Below are 17,301 nucleotides of genomic sequence, written 5' to 3' on the forward strand. Positions count from 1 at the left end.
CACACGAAATCTACTCTTCCTGTCCTCGAAAAACGCCGCGCTCGATGAGATCGGCGTCTCCTTTCATTACACTCGGTATCGGGTGTGTGTCTGCCCGTTGACCCTCGTATAAAGCACGTCAAATCAGCTGATAAACGACCTATCGGTGGAATCCTGGTGAGGTCACTCGGTATCAGGTGTAACTCGAGACCGAGAACACACGAAATCCACTCTCTCCGTCTCACCAAATAACGCCGAACACATCGATAGCGGGGTGTCCGACTCGTCGCTGATTCACGGGGCTGCGCTCCCGTCCGGAAGTATGCGGACGCAGGGGAGTGGGAAAGGAGCGTCTCTCGCGTATACGACCGGCGTCCGCTGCTCCCGATTTAGCCACCGGACGCCGATTCCGGATTACTCGAGCGTACGCTCGAGGAACCGCTCGATCGCGTCCGGTCCCGCTGGGGGCGTTCCGTCGATGAGCGAGGTCGCGGAGCCGCCTTCCTCGAGGTGGACGGTCTCGGTGATCGACTGTGCGGGCGTCGGATCCGCGGTCAGCAACTCCATCGCCACCCGTTCCGACTCGATCTCCTCGACACCGCCGGTCACCCAGACGTGGTTGCGGTCGTGCAGTTCGTACAGCGCCGCGTCGACGCCGGCCTCGTCCAGCGCGTCGAACAGGACGCGGCTGTGTTCGATCGGAACCACCGTGTCGTCGCGACCGTGCATACAGAGGACCGGCGGCGTCTCCGCGGAGACGTGGGTCACCGGACTCGCCTGCGCGAACGCGGCCTCGTGCTCCGATTTCGGGCCGCCGATGAGCAGCGAGGCGGGATCGGTCGGGTCGTCCGGGACCAGCGTGAGATCCGCGACGCCGTACCAGTCGACGACCGCCTGGACGGCGCCCGACTCGTCGGGGGCGACCGCCTTCTCGAGGTCCGCTTCCGAGAAGGCGTCCCCCGCGAGCGCTTCGACGTCGTCGACGACTCCCGCGAGGAGGGCCAGGTGACCGCCGGCCGATGCGCCCCACGCCGCGACGTCCGTCGCGTCGTAGCCGTACTCGTCGGCGTTCGCCCGCAGCCACCTGATCGCCGCCTTCACGTCGACGAACTGGTCGGGGAAGACGCCCCGCGGCGTGTCGTTCGCCGGGTCGATCGCGAACTCGACGCCGTCCTCGAGGGCGTCGGGAATCGCGGCCAATCGGTAGCTCACGCTGGCGATCGCACACTCCCACTCGGCCGCGTACCGTTCTGGCTCCGGAACGTTGTCGCGGGTCTCGGCGACCCAGCCGCCGCCGTGGACGTAGACGACCAGCGGCGGATCGTCGACCGCGGGGACGAACAGATCGAGCCCCAGCTCGCCGGCGTCGCGCGTCGCGTACGTGACGTCCTCGTGGACTTCGACGTCGACCTCGGTATCCTCACTCATTCTGAATTCCGTTCGACACCGTAGTGTCATCACTGTAACGATTGCCTCACGGTAGCAGCTCGTTGCCGTGGTTGCGGGCGGATGCGAGAACACGCGAAATCCGCTCCCTGCGACCGAAACCACCGCCCAGCTATATCTGGGTGGACGGCGTCTATCCGAGTATGTATCGCGCAATCCTCCCCGAAGGGCAGATCCAGTGCGACCGATACGATCACACCGAGAACGGCGTGGAACTCTACGACGAGGACGACGAGTTCGTCGCGTTCGTGCCGTACGCGAACCTCCACGCGCTGGAGGACTTCCATCCAGAAGAAGAGCGTTCGATCATGTGATCGCGGCCGCGGCTGATCACGTCGTCGCCGGCTGCTGGTCGATCGCCTCGAGTTGTTCGCGGTACCGGTTCCGAACCGTCACCACGGTCGTCTGGGCGGTGTCGGCGACGGCCCGCTGGGGAATCGTTTCGTCGCACAGCAGGCCGGCCGCGTAGATGGCGGCGGCGGCGAAGCCGGTCGGTGACTTTCCCGAGTGCAGGCCCTGATCGGTCGTGCGGTCGATGATCTCGACGGCCTTCGTCTCGACGTCCTTGCCGACGTCGAGTTCCGAACAGAAGCGGGGGACGAACTGGCGCGGATTGGTCGGCTCCAGATTGATGTCGAGTTCGTCGGCGATATACCGATACGTCCGGCCGATCTCCCGCTGGTCAACTCGGGAAACGGAGGTTACTTCCTCGAGGCTCCGCGGAATATCCTCCTTACGACAGGCCGTATACAGCGCGCTGGTGGCGACGCCCTCGATCGACCGGCCGCGGATGAGATCCTGCTCGAGCGCGCGCCGGTAAATGACGCTTGCGGTCTCTTTGACGGGCTTTGGAACCCCTAACGCGCTGACCATGCGGTCGATTTCCGAGAGCGCGTACTTGAGGTTGCGTTCGCCGGCGTTTTTCGTGCGGATGCGTTCCTGCCAGACGCGAAGCCGGTGGAGCTGGCCCTGTTTGTCGGCCGACATCGAGTGGCCGTTGGCGTCCTTGTTGCGCCAGTCGATGGTCGTCGTCAACCCCCGGTCGTGCATCGACTGGGTCAGCGGCGCGCCGACTCGGGAGAGCTCGTCGTGTTCCTGGGCGTTGAAGGCTCGCCACTCGGGGCCGTAATCGATCGGATCTTCAGTCAGAACGAGTCCGCACTCCTCGCAGACTCGCTCGCCGCGGTCCGGGTCGTGGACGATCGTATCGGTTTCGCAGTCCGGACACAGACCGGTCTCTGTCTCAGTTGATTCGCTCGTGGTGTGATCGATAATGGACCGCGTCATCAGTAGTGGAGGAATCGGTGCCGGCACTGTAAGGGGTTAACATGGTTTCGCGGGAAACGCCGACTTACGAGTCGGCCGTTCGTCAGTGCGAGAGAGAAGATGAGAGAAGCGACACGTCGCCGCCGATGCTGCTGTGAGGCGTCGATCGAACCGTGTCGAGACCGTGTCCCATCGGTCGCGTTCGGGCGCAGCGCTTCGCGTCGCGCCGCCACCCTCTGTGTCCATAGTGAACATACTACATGAAACGTGGCCATCGTTTCCCCACGAGCGGGACGTAAATCACGTGTTCATCGCGTAAATATAGCTTTCGTCGGCGAACTGTCGTTCGCCTTTATGTCGCCGGCACCAAACGTTTCGAACCAGTGTCGTGTCTCAGTTCAGTCCCTCGGCCCCACTCACGCCTCCGCTACCGCACTGGTCGCGCGCGTACGCGCCCGGTACAGTCGAACAATCGTCCAATACTGATCACGCCGTCCGATCCTCGAAATCGGCCGACATCGCCTCTGTGCCCTCCGCCGTCAGCGAACGCTCGAAGTCGCTCCATACCCGCTTTGCAGCCGGTGCGAAACGTGGCCGTCCTTAAGAGTTTCAGTATTGGTGTACAACTTGGTGTGTCAATCGTGACTGCGACTTGCCGACCGAGCGGACAGCGGCTTCCGTCGATTCGACAATTTGGCCGCCGTTTCGTGTACGGTAACCAGTGTGAATCGGACCGGAGCACGATCCCGGCGTCAGGGGGTCGATCGTAATGTCGTCGATCGATACGTCCCTTCCCGACGAGATCGCATCGGTCGCCGATTCGGACGAGGAGCAACGCCTGTCGAAAGACATCATTTTCGAACTCCTGAAGAACCGGCGTCGGCGCGAAGTCCTCGCGTACTTACTTGAGGCCGACGATACGGTCACCCTCGGCGAACTCGCCGAACAGATCGCGGCCTGGGAGAACGATACCGAAGTCAGCGCGCTTAGCTCCGACCAACGCAAGCGCGTGTACGTCGCCCTTTACCAGACCCATCTGCCGAAGATGGACGACGCCGGGATCGTCGAGTACGACCAGGATCGGGGGCTGATCTCGCTTTCGGACAACGCCGACCTGCTGATGATGTATCTGGACACGGATACCCACCAGCAGGATCGCTGGGATCGGTGGTACGCAGCCCTGAGCGTCGTTGGAGCGGCACTCGTCACCGGTGCGTTCCTCAGCGTTCCACCGCTGTCGGCCGTCCCGACGCTCGGGCTCGCCGGCGTCGTCGTCGTCGCCTTCTTCGTTCTCTCGGTGGCCCACGCCGTGTCGAATCGACGGCGCGAACGGAACGTCGACGGCAAGTTATCGCGGATCGAGTGACCGTTCGTTCGGGAATGAGTCGACGGCTCTCTCGAGGCGTCGACGATTGCGGGTTCTCACAACGGGTGTCACGACTTCTCTCGGTGGCAGGTAAGAAGGACTTTTATTCACGGCACTCGAACGGACGAGTGGCTCCCGACGACCGTCATCCGTACCGGAGCAGTTCGCGTGCCAGCATCTGTTTCCGATTCAGGCGCGGGAGCCACCTTCACAGTCATCTCGACGCTCGCTCGAGAGCCGCACGAAACGTTACCGCCGCTGCTCGAGGGGACGAAACCACCGCTCGGGGGAGGAAAAATTGTATCGTCGATGTCTGTTGCGCTCGGCGAGCCGCGGCGTCGCCGGTTAAACCGTGCTCGGGTGTGGCTGGTCGGGCCGACCCTCTTCGACCGACTCCTCGATGTCGAGGGCGTCGTAACAGAACGCCTCGAGTCGACGTGCCTGCGTTCGCCACCCGAACGCCTGCGCGTCCGCACGAGCCTGCTCGCCGAGCCGCGCCCGCAACGTCGACGATTCGAGTACGAGCCTGAGTTTGTCAGCTAGGTCTTGTGAGTCCCCGACTCGAGCCAGGAGTCCGTTGTCGCCGTTGGCGAGGTACGTCCGGATCGCCTCGAGATCGGCCGTCACGACCGGCAGCCCGCAGGCCATCGCCTCGACGTTGGCCATCGCGAAGCTCTCGTCGTGACTCGGCAGGCAGAACACGTCGGCGCCGGCGTGGTAGCCCGGCAGTTCGGGGTGGGGAACTTCGCCGTGGAGCACCACCGACTCCGCGATTCCGAGGTCGCGGGCCCGCCGGCGGATCCGCTCCTGGTCGCCGCGCCCGACCACATGAAGCTCCTGGTCGCCCTCGAGTCGGGCGACCGCCTCGAGCAGTTCGTCGATCCCCTTCGATTCGACCAGTCGGCCGACGAAGAGGATGATCGGATCGGAACTCGAGATGACGGGCTTGGCGTCGGGCCGGAACCGGTCCGTGTCGACGCCCGGATAGACGATTTCCTCGACCGCGACGTCGAACGCCGATTCCACTCGGTCCGCGGTTTCCGGCGAGTTGGCCAGAATCAGCTCCGTCGCGGAGAACGCGTGTTGCAGTTTCGCACCGACCCCGATATCCGAGAGCCGGTGGTACGTGTAGACCGTGGGCACGTCGACCAGATTCGACAGGAGGAGATCGTCGAGATAGTGGGCGGTAAACAGCACGTCCAGGGTGTCGTCGATGTGGTCGATGACGCCGTTTCGCTCGGCCCACAGCGTCATTCGGGCTTTCGTCCAGTCCTGGGAGCCGAGCGGGAGCGCCTCCTCGAGCGAGACCGGCCAGTCGCTGTCGAAGGACGGGGTCTCGATGACGGTAACGTCCGACTCGCGGACGATCGGTGCGGGCTCTCCGCGCTGCGTATAGAGATAGACGTCGTTCGATCGACTGAGTGCGGCCGCCATCTGCTGCGTGTAGACGGCGATCCCGCCGGCGTGGCGGGTTCCGGCGGCATCGTGGTAGAAACCGATGTTCATACCACGACGATGGCTTATCAAATGGATTGTTATACTGCTCGTACCGAACGTACTCGATACGTACCGGTCAGTAACAAGGAATGCAACAGTCAAAATGAACTTCGATCGTCGACCGTCCGCCGTCGATACGCTGCGAGCGGGCGACCGTTCTCGCCCCGCCGCCCGCGCGACCGATCCGGAACGGGACGATCACCGGACGGCGCGAATTACTGTTTGCGAACGTTGTACTGCACGTCGACGGTCGCGTGACCGCGCAGGGTGAAGTCCTCGATATCGCCGTCGAACCAGTAGGCGTCGGCCCAGTTGCCGGCGACGCCGCGAACGGCTCGGTCCTCGATCACGTCGTCTTCGTCGATCGTGGCCTCGCTATGGGTGGACTTGACGACCGCGCCGTCGGTCTCGAAGGAGTAGGCGCTCGGCTCGTCGGCGTCCGTCCCGTCGATGACCAGCGCGTGGGGGAGCAGTTCGTGGTCGCCGTAGTCGGCCGGATCGATCTCTTCGCCGTCGACGCTGACGTCGGCGCCGCCGTTGATTATCGTCACGTCGGTCACCGCGCCCGAGAACCGGAACGTCCGGGTGCCGTCGGTGACCGAACTCTGGACGGTCGACTCCGTGATCGTCGTCACGTCGTCCTCCCCGTCGAGTTCGATCTCGCCCTCGACCGAAATCTCGAAACTCGTCGGAACGCCGCGACCCGCGACCTCGAGGACGTGCGGGTGCTCCTCGCCGTAGTCGGTCGGATCGACTTCCTCGCCGTCGACCAGGACCCTTCCCGGGCCGTCGACGGTGAGCTCCGCGAGGTCGCCGTCGAACCGGAAGGCGTCCTTCCAGTCGGCGACGATGCCGTGAACCTGCCCGTCCGTAATCTCGTCGCCGACGTCGATCGAGGCTCCCTCGTGGTTCGCGGCCTCGACCGCGCCGTCGACGCTGAATTCGTAGCGCGTCACGTCCGCGGCGTCGCCGTCGACGAGCACGACGTGGGGAAGTTGCTCGTCGCCCGCGGCGCTTTCGGCGTTCGCTTTGCCGATCGAGGCGGCGCTCGAGTCGCCCGAGGCGGCCGCTTCGGCCGATGTGGGGACGCCGTCGGGGACGGAGAGATCGGGATCGCTCGAGACGGCGTCGGCGACGGTGACGGTCGATCCGCTCGCTCGCTGGATCGTGCCGCGGTAGCCGCCGCTCTCGAAGGTGGCGCGACCGGCCGAGCCGTTGGCGCCGGCAACCATCGCGTAGGGGTAGGGGCCGTCGGCGAAGTGGGAGTCGCGAATCGTGACGTCGCCGCCCGACCAGACCCAGACGGGGCGGCCGTTGGTCTCGGTGTAGCCGCCGTAGCCGCGGCCGTAGTCCGTGTCGTCGTTGTACGCGACGCAGTTCTCGATCACGTCGTCGCCGCTCGCACAGCGGAACGTCGTGACGCCGTTGTTCTTGCCGAAGCAGGTGTCGAAGTGGACGCTGCTCGGTCCGGACGCGGTGTTGGAACAGTAGAAGCCGTTGTTCGGGAATCCCTGCACGTTACACCGGCGGAACGTCAGGTTCGCCTGACTTTCCTTGTGCATGAAGACCGCGCCGGGTCCGTGAACGAAGTCCGCGCCTTCCTTGGTCGCGCCGTCGCCCATGTAGATGTTCTCGAAGAGGACGTCGCCGCGGTCGGCCTGAATCGAGATCAGGAACTGGTCGCCGCGGTAGAGCCCCTCGAATCCGATGTTTCGGATTACGGAGTTTGCTCCCTCGACGAGCAGCAGAAAGCTGTTCCCGGTCGTGAGATCGATCAGCTTGTTCTCGAACGTCTCGCCGCGGCCGATCCGGACGGTCTGTCCGTTCGCGCGGATGACCTCGTAGTCCTCGGCGGCGCTGACACTCGTCCCGAACGTCGCTGCCGCCGTCGTTGCACCAGCGAGTTTCATGTACGATCGCCGGTGGAGCAATCCGTCCGATCCGTCGTCGGTCGTCGGCGCGTCCTCGCCGACGCACCGATCGTCGTCCGCTACCGAAGAGTCGCGTGCCATGCAATCAGGTAATCCGATACTACCACCATAAACTTTCTCCTCTGACATACTTAAAATTTACAGACGATAGTTATTTCGTGAGTGTGAATCAACAAAACTATTCGGAGAAATACGTGCGATATTGTATTATCGAATATTTGCTTTCGACTGGTAGTAACAGTGTATTACCCACCGACGCAGCGACTCTGAAGGACTTTGACCGGCTCTCGATGGCCACTCAGAGGCGAGTAATACCGTATTACCGGCCTATTTCGGCCGTTCGGCGAGCGGCTCGTCCCGAGACACTGGTGTGTTTGGAAGCTCGAGTTCGGAAGGAACTCTGATGTGTGCTAGTACTTGTCACATATAGGATCCTGATCCAGATCGCGTCGACTCGAGTCGAACGAAGAGGTCGACGAACGCGCGGGAACGAAACGCCGAATCAGCGGGGAAAACGAACGGGGTGAGCGGAGGGGAAGCGTCAGCGGGGGAGGGGGCGGCTGCGTCGGCGGAAGGAGGGGGCGTCAGCGGAGGCGGCGGCGAACCGATCGTGGGGGCGATCGGGGAGGGGGCTGTCGCGTCGCGTCAGCGAGGGGCGTTAGTTGGAACCGGAGGCGGCTTCCTCGGCGCTGGTCGGGGTTCCCTTCGGCATGAACGCCTCGGGGTCGGTGCCCGAGTCGCCCTCGAGTCGGACGTTCGAGCCGGCGTGTTCGGCGATGCCGGCGGTCTCGTCGTAGTCGGTGTCTCGGAGGACGACCTCGGTCCCCTTGCCGTTGGCGCCGGCGGCGATCGCGGTGTTCTGGCCGTTCATCGAGATCTGGCAGTTCTCGACCTCGATCGTGCCGGGCGCCCAGGCCCAGATACCGCGGCCGGCGTAGCCCTCGTCGTCGACGAGGACGCTGGAGTTCGTCACCTTGCTCCCCTCGGTCGCGAGACGGAAGTGGGAGACGTAACAGTTGGCGGCGTAACAGCGGTCGATGTGGATCGTCCCGCCGCCGGCGTTGCCCGGCGCGGAGCCGTAGACCGCGTTGTCCGCGAAGTTCTGGATGTTGACGTTCTTCATGTCGATGTGACCGGAGTGTTCGGGGTTGGCCCAGAAGGCCGTCTGCCCGTGGCCGCTCGAGCTCCCGTTTCGCTCGTCGGAGCCGTCGCCGAGATAGACGTTCTCGATGGTGCTCGAGCCGCCGGCGTCGGAGATGCCGAACATCGAGGAGCCGGTCCCGGAGGTGTTGCGGCCTTTGACGCCGACGTTTCGGATCGTCCAGTCACTTCCCTCGGTGACGACGACGATGTCTTGGCCGTTCGTCAGATCGAGGAGTTTGTTCTCCCAGGTCTCACCGTCGCCGACGGTGATCGTCTGGCCGCTGGCTTCGATAACCTCGTAGTCGCCTTGGGCGGCAACCGTGCCGGCTGCGCCGAACGACGTCACCGCGGCGGCGGCGGCGGCGACCGAGCGCACGTAGCTGCGGCGGCTTAATCCGTCGTTACGGCCTGTAGTCGGCGTGGTGTCCGTTTCGGACGTACGGGGGTTCTGCGCCATACACTTGCGTAACCTGGGCTTGCACTCATAAACTTTTCCTTGGGGATATGGATTAAATTTACAGAATATATTTCTAACTCTGACGAATAAGACAGAATATATGGCTATTCTATCAAGAAATTATGAATGATGGCGGGGTAATAGACCGTCCAGTAACAGGATTTTAGCGCGGAAATGCGTCGTTACGCTGGGTGTGAGGTCTTGTAGCGGTCGATTCGAGACACGAAATCTGACTGGTTACTCGACGTGGCGGAACCGAACCGCCGCGACTGTTCGACGATTATTCGGACGTTCATGACAATATGATGCCGTCTCGTCGATCGGCAGCGACCGCGGATCAGGGATACTCGTTCGAGCGTCGGTACCGAGGCGCCTCGATCGGCCGATCGACACGGTGGTCGCGGACGTGACTACCCCGGCGATACGCGCGGCGACCGCTCGCACCGCGAACTCACTCTGTCCGGACAGCGGGCGCTCTCGAGTCGCCGTCCACCGGCCGAACCCGTGTGCGGGGCCGAACGCGGACGCGGCCGAACGAGTGACGGGTCGGAACGGCCGGGCTGATCGACTCGGTCTGCATCCAAAGAGACTAACGCGCGCGAGAGAAGCGGCGACCGGTTCGACGGAACGGTTCGGAAAGCGGTGCGGTTACTCTTCTTCCGCGCCGTCGACGGTGTACATCCGGAACTCGTCGTTCGAGATCACCTTGTTGGCGCTCGAGTCGGTCTCGAAGTCCTCGATGGACTCGTCGCTGTAGTGGAGCTCCTGATAGACCTCGAGCTCGCGCGTGAGGTCGTACTCGGTGACGACGAAGTTGTAGTCGATGCCGCGATACGCCTCGTCGTAGTCGCCCGCTTCGAACGTCTCCGGATCGACGGTCCCGGTCGTGGACGAGCCGGCCGAGAGGGTGCCCTCTCCCTCGAGACCGTTGAGCCCGTGGTCGTACCGGTACGGGTTGTGTCCCATCCCGACGAGGGGCGTGTCCTCGCTCGAGTGGTCCAGCGCGGATTCGTAGCCGCTGAACGTCTCGTCGGTCACGTGCTGGCCGGGGCTGTAGATGATCGGCGAAGCGAACACCGTCATCAGCCCGAGGACGAGACAGCCGCCGAGGAGGAGCGCCGTGACGGCGCTGGCGCCCGGGCGCGTGATGACACCCGAAAGCGCGCCGACACCGCGGGCTAGCGCGATGCCCGCCAGCACCGTCAGCAGGACGGCGATGAAACCGACCTGCCGGAACGCCATCGTCGGCGTCCCGACGAAGTAGAGGAAGAACAGTCCGGTCAGCGGGAACAGCGAGAGCGAGAGATAGTTGATCTGGGATTTCGTCTCCGGATCGAGCGCGGTCCGCCCGAGCCAGACCAGCAGTACGAAGACGCCGACGGCGAGCGCGATAATCGCCAGCTCGAGGAACATCGTAACGAACAGTTCAGCGATACTGCCGCCGATCTCCTGAAGGGAGGACTCGCGCTGTCCGACCTCGGCTCCACCGCCGATGTCCTCCTCGAAGATGCCGATGATGAGGCCGGCGAAGGCGTCGCGGAACCGCTGGTTGCTCACGGCCCAGACGGTGAAGATGGCGCTGAGCACGACCGTGTGGGCGTACATCGTGGGGTGATCGAGCATGGGATGATCGTCGTACCGTCGCCGGGCGAGATACTGGATGCTGGCGATCGAGCCGATCAACACGATGACGCCGATCATGTGCTGGGGGTGGACCAGTAAGAGCCCGAGCCCCGTGAGGTAGATCAGGAGGCTGAACGGCGACAGCCCAAGCGGGAGGCGCTCGATCGTCGCCCGGCGCCGGAGGTACGCGACGAACGCGAAGACGACGACCGGCACCAGAAAGAGGGCGTTGGAGTTCGTGTGCACGCCCATGTGCGTCGCTACGTTGTTGATTGGTAACACCATCCATGAAACGATCGCCGCGATCCCGATCGCCAGTCCGTCGCCGGCGATCTCCCGGACGATCAGCGGGACGAAGATCAGGAACGGGACGAACAGGATGACGACGCTGAACAGGAGTCCGCGCTCGATCGGGATGCCGCCGACGTAGTGAAAGGCCGCCGCGATCGTGTGAACGGCGGGGTAGAACAGTTCGTGGGGCGCCATCTGCCCCGCGACGATGTCCCGCGTCCAGCCGAGATGGGAGAGTCCGTCGCCCATCCCCAGGAACCGATAGTTCCTGATCACCGGCAGGCTGACGATCGCCGTGACCGTCGTCCCGCCGAGCGCGATTCCCAGCGCCTGCTCGCGGCCGCGACAGACGAGCGCCGCGCTGACGGCGACGGCGAGGGCGATCCCGAATCCGATCCACGTGAGCGTCGGCGTTCCCGTGTATATCGACGGTTCGTAGCTCGTCGCCGGGCTCGCTCTCGCGACGAGGATCCCGATCGCGACCGCGAGGAATCCGCCGGCAACGAGGCCGTTGAACGTCGTCCGCTTCATGCTCGCTCGAGACGGTGACGGTCCGGTCCAATGTCGATACGCATGTGTTGACCGGAGGGTCATCGATAGCGACGTTTGTTATACGGCTCCTATCCCACTGGGGCCATTTCTCGGGAGCGTTCGTCAGCGCTCAATTCGCTCCCGTCGCTTTGTGGCCGTCGACGACCATCGACCGATCCGTTCGCAGGGGTCTTCGAGCCCCGCAGCGACGTTCGAGCCTCTCTCCGGGTCGGGCCGCCGTCCTCGGGTGCGTACGGTTCGATTGCCGGTCGCGTCGGCCGTCCCGCTTCCGGCGGCCCGGCCGTAATCACCGCTTATCGATCGCGACCGGTCGATATGCGTTGCATTCCCGATTTCCGAACGATCAACGGTTCTGATGGTTTTTGTACCCGTTCGTGCTCGGTCGAACCGACACGAACAGCGCGCCGCAGCGACAGCCGATCACGACTTCCATACGCTATGTCATCCATCGTCATCGATCACATCCAGGCCGACGGTACGACCCTCGAGGCGGACGTTCGAACGTCCGGCGACCTCGAGCGGTTCTTCACCACCGAATCGTTCCGAACCGAGTACGACGTCCCGATCGCGGACGTCCCGGAGGGGGTGCTCGCGATCCCCGTCCTCGCGCAGGTCTGTCCCGTGGCGTGGGCCAACGGGGCCGACGTCTACGTCGACGAGGTCGACGCCACCTTCGCCGCAGCGCTGGGGGACGTCGAGGCGTCGCTGCGGGAGATGTACGACTTCCTCGAGGGCGGGACCCTCTACGCGAAGGAGACGATCGACGCCGACCCCGACGTGAGCGGCGAGAGCGGCCTGCTCTTCACCGGCGGCGTCGACTCGACGTGTTCGTACGTCCGCCACCGCGAGGAGGAGCCGACGCTGGTCAGCATCCGCGGCTGGACCATCACGCCCAGTTCCGCCGACGACGAGAAGTGGGACGCGCTCCGCGAGCGCGTCACCGGTTTCGCCGACGAGCACGGCCTCGAGACGGCCTTCGTCGAGTCGAACATGCTCTCCTTCCTCGACCACCCCATGCTCCTGGCCCATTACAAGCGCTACGTCGACGGCGCCTGGTACAGCTCCGTGGGCCACGGGCTGGGCCTGCTCGGGCTCTGTGCCCCGATGGCCTACGCGCGGGGCATGGAGGACCTCTACGTCGCCGCGACCCACTGGGAGGGAATCGACCTCGAGTGGGGGTCGCGTCCCGACATCGACGATCACGTCCGGTGGGCGGGGACGCGGTGTCACCACGACGGCTACGAACTGACCCGTCAGGAGCGGATCGACGCGATCGCCGACTACATCCGCGAGGAAGAGCCGGACCTCCAGTTGCAGACCTGCAACGACCGCATGGACGGCAACTGCGGCGAGTGCGAGAAGTGTTACCGGACGGCCGTCGGCCTGCGACTCTCGGGACTCGAGCCGACCGACCACGGCTACCCGTTCGGCGACGAGGACTACCGCGAGATCCGGACCGCCTTAGAAGAGGGGCGGTGGGTGCTCGGTCAGGACGAGAAGTACATGTGGGAAGATATTCGCGAGCGCGCGCGTGAGACGGACCCGTCGTCGCCGGCCGAGGCGGCCTTCTTCGCGTGGCTCGACGAGGTCGATCTCGACGAACTCGTCTCCGAGTCCGAACCGCCGCTGTCGCATCGGCTCCTCCGCGCCGGCGCCCGAAACGCTCCGGCCAGCGTCTACAACGCCGTCTATCCCGCCTGGGCGACGGCGAAGTCTGGTCTGCGCCGCGTTCGGCACGGCCGCTAGCGGGGACGTAGGACGGAGCGTTCGTGAGCGCGCCGTCGCTACTGCTCCCCTCGAGAATCGACTCACGCCACAGCAACCGCTGGGCGATCGGATCGACGGCCGCAGAAACCGCACCCCTACCCGGGTTCGATGAATTACCGCTGGGGAACGCCGTAATCGACGTGGACGTCCGGGACGCTCGACGACTCGGGCACCGCGTTCCCGTTCCAGTCGACGACGTGGACGTTGGTCACCTGCCCGTCGAATCGGAACCGCTGGACGCCGACGTCGATCGTTCCCTCCGCGACGCTCCCAGAGACGATCGTCGCTTCCTCGACGGGATCGGCCGCGTCCATCTCGATCTCACCGTCGACGGTGATCTCGAAACTCGAGGGGACGCCCCGGCCGACGATGGTCACGAGGTTCGGGAGTGGTTCCGCGTCTGTACTGGCAGCGTCGTTCTGTACCGGAGTGTCACGTGCCATACTTCGATAAGCCGACCTTCACGGTATAAGCTTTCTTGTCGAATTAATGGTAGCTTTTCGAGAAATACAGCCGGACGGATACCCAGTCAGGCACCGAACTGCGGAGGTCTCGTTCGGGATCGCACGAATACGAACGGCCGATATGACCCGGTAGAGGCGTGGTATCACGGCACGGGAGTTGCAGTGGCGGGAACACTGCTTCGGCTATCGCTCGGTACAGTGCCCGTCTCTGCTCGCGTCGACGGGAGAACGGTCAGGAGGTGTCCAGATCGAGCCGCGAGAGCGCCCAGTCGTCCACCGCTGTCTCCTCGATCGCGTCGGCGCCGCCGAAGTCCCGAGCGAGGAGCGTCCGCGCGCTCGGTCGGATCAGCGTCGACAGCGGGAAGCGCGTGTCGGGATAGAACCGGTACTGGAGCGGCGACGGCAGCGTCTCCCCGAAGGCGGTGACGTAGTGGTTGTCCGACCGGTCCGCGAGGACCGTCGCCAGCAGGCGGTCGATCGCCGTCGCCTCGGCCCCGATCTCCCGCGGCAGGGTCTCGACGATCCGCAAGTGCTCGTCGACCTCGGAGCAGATCAGCGCGGCGACCGGCGTCTCGCCGTCTCGTACCGCGACGTACGCCGTATAGGTGTGGGCCGGGTTCGCACACCGCCACCGGTAGAACTCGGCGGTCCGATTCGTGTGGATTCCCGGCGGAATCGACCGTCGATAGATTTCCTCGAGGACGTCCGCGGGCGGCGTCTCGAACCGGACGACGTCGAACTCGCCGTCGGAGTCGGTGACGAGTCTGTCGCCCGCTCGCTGCGAACTCGTGATCATCTCGGCGAGCGCGTCCGCGACGCTCGTCTCGGCGCCCTCGGACGGATCGCAGCCGCCGGGCAGATCGCGGTCGACGCCCGAATCGAACTCGTCGGCGACGACCCACTCCTCGCCGCTCGCGCTCCGATCGAAGCCGTCGGGCGTCGCGGCGCCGTCGCTCCCCTCGGGACCGTCCTCACCGTCGGTCAACGCCTTGACGCTCCCGATGGGATCCTGTGGCCGGTAGTACACCGGAACGGTCCCGATCTCCCGCCAGCCGTGTTTGAGGTTCCCTGGTTTGGAGTTCTCGTTCGGGAAGTTGAAACAGCACGCCGGCGGGCCGTCGGTTCCGGCGTACCGCTCGAGGGCGTACTCGTTCATGCGGCTGAACAGCCCCTCGTTGCGGTGGTCCGGGTGGACCATCGTATCGCAGGGCTGGAACGCGACCCGTTCGGTCCCGTCGATGCGCAGTTCCTGGGCGAAAAACGCCCGGCAACCGACGATATCGCCGTCCCGTTCGGTGACGATGATCGGCACGTGGTCGGTGTAGGGGTTGTCCTCGAACTTCCAGCGAAACCAGTCGACGCTTCGCTCCCGGCCGAACACCTGCTCGTACAGCCCCAGCAGCGCCGCCCGATCGCTCGGCTCGAAGGGGCGAACCCGACACGACGACGTCGAGGGCTTCGATGTCAGATCTTTCATGGACGGACCCGTCGCACCGGTGACAGTCGCAATCCCGGCGCGCTCGATACTCCTATTTCAGGAGACGGACCAAAAGAGATTGAGCCTGAATACGCTACAGGACGTCGATAATCGCTGTTGACCGATGTCAGTTACGAGGCTGTATCCGTTTCCCCGACAGTGTGTCGACAGCTACGGTCAAAATATGGCGCATTTCACCGACAACGCAGCCGCGAGCGGCCGTCCGTCTCCGACGTCGATCCGATCGCAATGACGCCTCGAGTCGGGTCGCTCACTCCATATAGCCCAGGCCCTTCAGCCGGTCCTCGACGTCGTCGAAGTCGTCGTCGACGTCACCGTCGCGATCTTCCTTCGAGACTCCGGTCCGCTCGACTTTCGTCGATGCGGGGATCGCGTCCTCGTCGAAGGCGTCGAAGAGGACGCGACCGTCGGCGTTTTTCGGGACGGGCTCGCCGATCCCGTGGAGCAGGGTCGGCGCGATGTCGACGACGCGAGCGCCCCGCAGCTCCGCGCCGGCGTCGATCGAGGGCCCGCGACAGAGGACGATCCCCTCCTTGCGGTGACTGGCGTCGTAGGTGCCGGTGTCGCCGGTCACCGAGTCGGTGAGGGCGTTGCGCGCCTCGTAGACGCCGTTCCCGATGACGATCAGGTCGGGCGCCTCGTCGTCGGTCGGAAACAGTTCGTCGCCGTCGAACACGCTCAACATCCGCTCGCCGTCCTCGTCGGTGACGGACTCGAGCAGATCGGTCAGTTCGGTCTTCAGTGCGGGGATCTGGTTCGGATCGACGACGCCCTTCCCGAAGCGCTCGGTGTCGTTGACGTACAGACAGCCCGCGCCGTGAACGAACGCGACGGTCCGGTCGTAGTCGACGTCGTAGAGCGCGTGATCGCCCGGGATCTGCTCGGCGACCGTGTCGACGAGCGACCGGGGCAGCGTCGAGACGATCTTCTCCTCGGAGATCCCGACCCGGTTGAGCGCGTCGGTGATGCGTTCTCGAGAGATCCCCAGGCTCGCGAGCGCGCCGCGGGTGCCCTCGTCCTCCTGTTCGAAGAGATAGCCGTTCTGCTCCAGGATGGTGTTGACGTAGACCAGTTCCTCGATCGGGCCGAACCCGTGGTCGGAGACGACGTAGAGATCGGCGTCGTGTTCGTCCGTGTACTCCATCACCTCCCCGAGGACCGCGTCGAGTTCCTTGTAGTGGGCCAGCAGCCGGTCCATGTCCCAGATGAGGTGTTGGAACCGGTCGGGAGCGGTGAAGACGAAGAAGAACAGCCGCCAGTCGTCGCTGGCGTGATCCATCTGGAGGCGCATCAGATCGCGGCGCGTCTCGAGCATCTCGTCGACGGCCACCTCGAACTCGTCGAGTCGGTCGGCGTAGTCGGGATAGTCGAGACTGATGTCGTAGTCGGGAATCCGCGCCTCGATCTCGTCCTTGAGGTCGGGGGGATGGGTGTACTCCTTGTCCGTCGAGGGGGTCATCATCCCGGTGACCATCGTGCCGTCGATCTCCTGGGCCGGATACGTCATCGGGACGTTGCCGACGTGGGCCGGCGTGACTTGCTCCCAGAGGGTCGGCTGTTTGATATCGTGGCTGGTGTACATCTCGTGGGTGTAGTCCGACGAGAGATTCTGAAAACCGTAGACCCCGTGTTTGTCCGGCCAGACGCCGGTCGCGATCGACGGCCACGCTAGCGGCGTCGTCGCTGGCTGGGTGCTCTCGAGGGTTCCGGCGGCGCCCTCCTCGCGCATCCGAGCGAAGTTCGGGAGTTCCCCCTCCTCGCTCCATTGGTCGATAAGTCTCCACGGTACGCCGTCGAACCCGAGCACGAACGCGCGCTCGGCTGTCGGGGAAGACCTGCTCATGATTGGATAGGTGTGACGTCGAAGACGCCTGCTGTCCTGAGAATGATGGGTTCGGGGCTTTGTTATGGGGAGATTTCACTAGTATTCGGGCTGATACGGTCGGTTCGCTGTCGAATTCCCGGTGTCGCGTTCGGGGCCAGTTTCACAGGTGTGGCTTGTGTACCTTGACCATACACAC

12 protein-coding genes are annotated in these 17,301 nt (G+C 64.3%); 3 read left to right on the plus strand and 9 right to left on the minus strand.

Features of this window, described 5'->3' with window-relative positions:
- Positions 1 to 393: 393 nt before the first annotated feature.
- Entirely contained in the window at positions 394 to 1,407 is a 1,014-nt protein-coding gene (locus HTUR_RS24740; RefSeq protein WP_012946115.1) for an alpha/beta hydrolase, read from the minus strand.
- Between the two features lie 161 nt (positions 1,408 to 1,568).
- Between HTUR_RS24740 and HTUR_RS27785 the strand changes: the two genes are divergently transcribed.
- Positions 1,569 to 1,739: a hypothetical protein gene (locus tag HTUR_RS27785; protein WP_012946116.1), complete on the plus strand. Its 171-nt coding sequence runs from the start codon at positions 1,569 to 1,571 to the stop codon at positions 1,737 to 1,739.
- 16 nt (positions 1,740 to 1,755) lie between these two features.
- On the opposite strand, the gene HTUR_RS24750 is transcribed toward HTUR_RS27785, so the two are convergent.
- Positions 1,756 to 2,712, minus strand: a complete 957-nt coding sequence (locus tag HTUR_RS24750; RefSeq protein ID WP_012946117.1) for a transcription initiation factor IIB — start codon at positions 2,710 to 2,712, stop codon at positions 1,756 to 1,758.
- 748 nt (positions 2,713 to 3,460) lie between these two features.
- On the opposite strand from HTUR_RS24750, the gene HTUR_RS24755 reads away from it, so the two are divergent.
- The gene (locus tag HTUR_RS24755) at positions 3,461 to 4,057 is read left to right on the plus strand and encodes a DUF7344 domain-containing protein (RefSeq protein ID WP_012946118.1); all 597 of its coding nucleotides are present in this window, start codon (positions 3,461 to 3,463) and stop codon (positions 4,055 to 4,057) included.
- Between the two features lie 345 nt (positions 4,058 to 4,402).
- Here HTUR_RS24755 and HTUR_RS24760 read toward each other — a convergent pair whose 3' ends face one another.
- The 4 genes from HTUR_RS24760 to HTUR_RS24775 all read right to left on the minus strand — a co-directional run bounded on the left by HTUR_RS24760 (position 4,403) and on the right by HTUR_RS24775 (position 11,530).
- A complete protein-coding gene (locus tag HTUR_RS24760) occupies positions 4,403 to 5,563 on the minus strand; it encodes a glycosyltransferase family 4 protein (RefSeq protein ID WP_012946119.1) in 1,161 nt (386 codons plus the stop codon).
- A gap of 206 nt (positions 5,564 to 5,769) precedes the next feature.
- The gene (locus HTUR_RS24765; protein ID WP_012946120.1) at positions 5,770 to 7,566 is read right to left on the minus strand and encodes a hypothetical protein; all 1,797 of its coding nucleotides are present in this window, start codon (positions 7,564 to 7,566) and stop codon (positions 5,770 to 5,772) included.
- 577 nt (positions 7,567 to 8,143) lie between these two features.
- Positions 8,144 to 9,085 (minus strand): hypothetical protein, encoded by a 942-nt coding sequence (locus HTUR_RS24770; protein ID WP_012946121.1) that lies wholly within the window; start codon positions 9,083 to 9,085, stop codon positions 8,144 to 8,146.
- Between the two features lie 648 nt (positions 9,086 to 9,733).
- Positions 9,734 to 11,530, minus strand: a complete 1,797-nt coding sequence (locus tag HTUR_RS24775) for a hypothetical protein (RefSeq protein WP_012946122.1) — start codon at positions 11,528 to 11,530, stop codon at positions 9,734 to 9,736.
- A 459-nt stretch (positions 11,531 to 11,989) separates the two neighbouring features.
- Between HTUR_RS24775 and HTUR_RS24780 the strand changes: the two genes are divergently transcribed.
- The gene (locus HTUR_RS24780) at positions 11,990 to 13,297 is read left to right on the plus strand and encodes a hypothetical protein (protein ID WP_012946123.1); all 1,308 of its coding nucleotides are present in this window, start codon (positions 11,990 to 11,992) and stop codon (positions 13,295 to 13,297) included.
- A gap of 134 nt (positions 13,298 to 13,431) precedes the next feature.
- On the opposite strand, the gene HTUR_RS24785 is transcribed toward HTUR_RS24780, so the two are convergent.
- The 3 genes from HTUR_RS24785 to HTUR_RS24795 all read right to left on the minus strand — a co-directional run bounded on the left by HTUR_RS24785 (position 13,432) and on the right by HTUR_RS24795 (position 17,123).
- Positions 13,432 to 13,761: a hypothetical protein gene (locus HTUR_RS24785; protein ID WP_012946124.1), complete on the minus strand. Its 330-nt coding sequence runs from the start codon at positions 13,759 to 13,761 to the stop codon at positions 13,432 to 13,434.
- Positions 13,762 to 14,014: 253 nt separating this feature from the next.
- Positions 14,015 to 15,259, minus strand: a complete 1,245-nt coding sequence (locus HTUR_RS24790; protein ID WP_012946125.1) for a GNAT family N-acetyltransferase — start codon at positions 15,257 to 15,259, stop codon at positions 14,015 to 14,017.
- A gap of 271 nt (positions 15,260 to 15,530) precedes the next feature.
- Entirely contained in the window at positions 15,531 to 17,123 is a 1,593-nt protein-coding gene (locus HTUR_RS24795; RefSeq protein ID WP_012946126.1) for an alkaline phosphatase family protein, read from the minus strand.
- Positions 17,124 to 17,301 lie beyond the last annotated feature (178 nt).

The organism is Haloterrigena turkmenica DSM 5511 (assembly GCF_000025325.1).
Lineage (GTDB): Archaea > Halobacteriota > Halobacteria > Halobacteriales > Natrialbaceae > Haloterrigena > Haloterrigena turkmenica.

Coding starts and splice junctions, on each gene's coding strand:
- HTUR_RS24765 (WP_012946120.1), bottom strand. CDS start 7,566: ATGGCACGCGACTCTTCGGTAGCGGACGACGATCGGTGCGTCGGCGAG.
- HTUR_RS24740 (WP_012946115.1), bottom strand. CDS start 1,407: ATGAGTGAGGATACCGAGGTCGACGTCGAAGTCCACGAGGACGTCACG.
- HTUR_RS24790 (WP_012946125.1), bottom strand. CDS start 15,259: ATGAAAGATCTGACATCGAAGCCCTCGACGTCGTCGTGTCGGGTTCGC.
- HTUR_RS24780 (WP_012946123.1), top strand. CDS start 11,990: ATGTCATCCATCGTCATCGATCACATCCAGGCCGACGGTACGACCCTC.
- HTUR_RS27785 (WP_012946116.1), top strand. CDS start 1,569: ATGTATCGCGCAATCCTCCCCGAAGGGCAGATCCAGTGCGACCGATAC.
- HTUR_RS24770 (WP_012946121.1), bottom strand. CDS start 9,085: ATGGCGCAGAACCCCCGTACGTCCGAAACGGACACCACGCCGACTACA.
- HTUR_RS24775 (WP_012946122.1), bottom strand. CDS start 11,530: ATGAAGCGGACGACGTTCAACGGCCTCGTTGCCGGCGGATTCCTCGCG.
- HTUR_RS24750 (WP_012946117.1), bottom strand. CDS start 2,712: ATGACGCGGTCCATTATCGATCACACCACGAGCGAATCAACTGAGACA.
- HTUR_RS24795 (WP_012946126.1), bottom strand. CDS start 17,123: ATGAGCAGGTCTTCCCCGACAGCCGAGCGCGCGTTCGTGCTCGGGTTC.
- HTUR_RS24760 (WP_012946119.1), bottom strand. CDS start 5,563: ATGAACATCGGTTTCTACCACGATGCCGCCGGAACCCGCCACGCCGGC.
- HTUR_RS24755 (WP_012946118.1), top strand. CDS start 3,461: ATGTCGTCGATCGATACGTCCCTTCCCGACGAGATCGCATCGGTCGCC.
- HTUR_RS24785 (WP_012946124.1), bottom strand. CDS start 13,761: ATGGCACGTGACACTCCGGTACAGAACGACGCTGCCAGTACAGACGCG.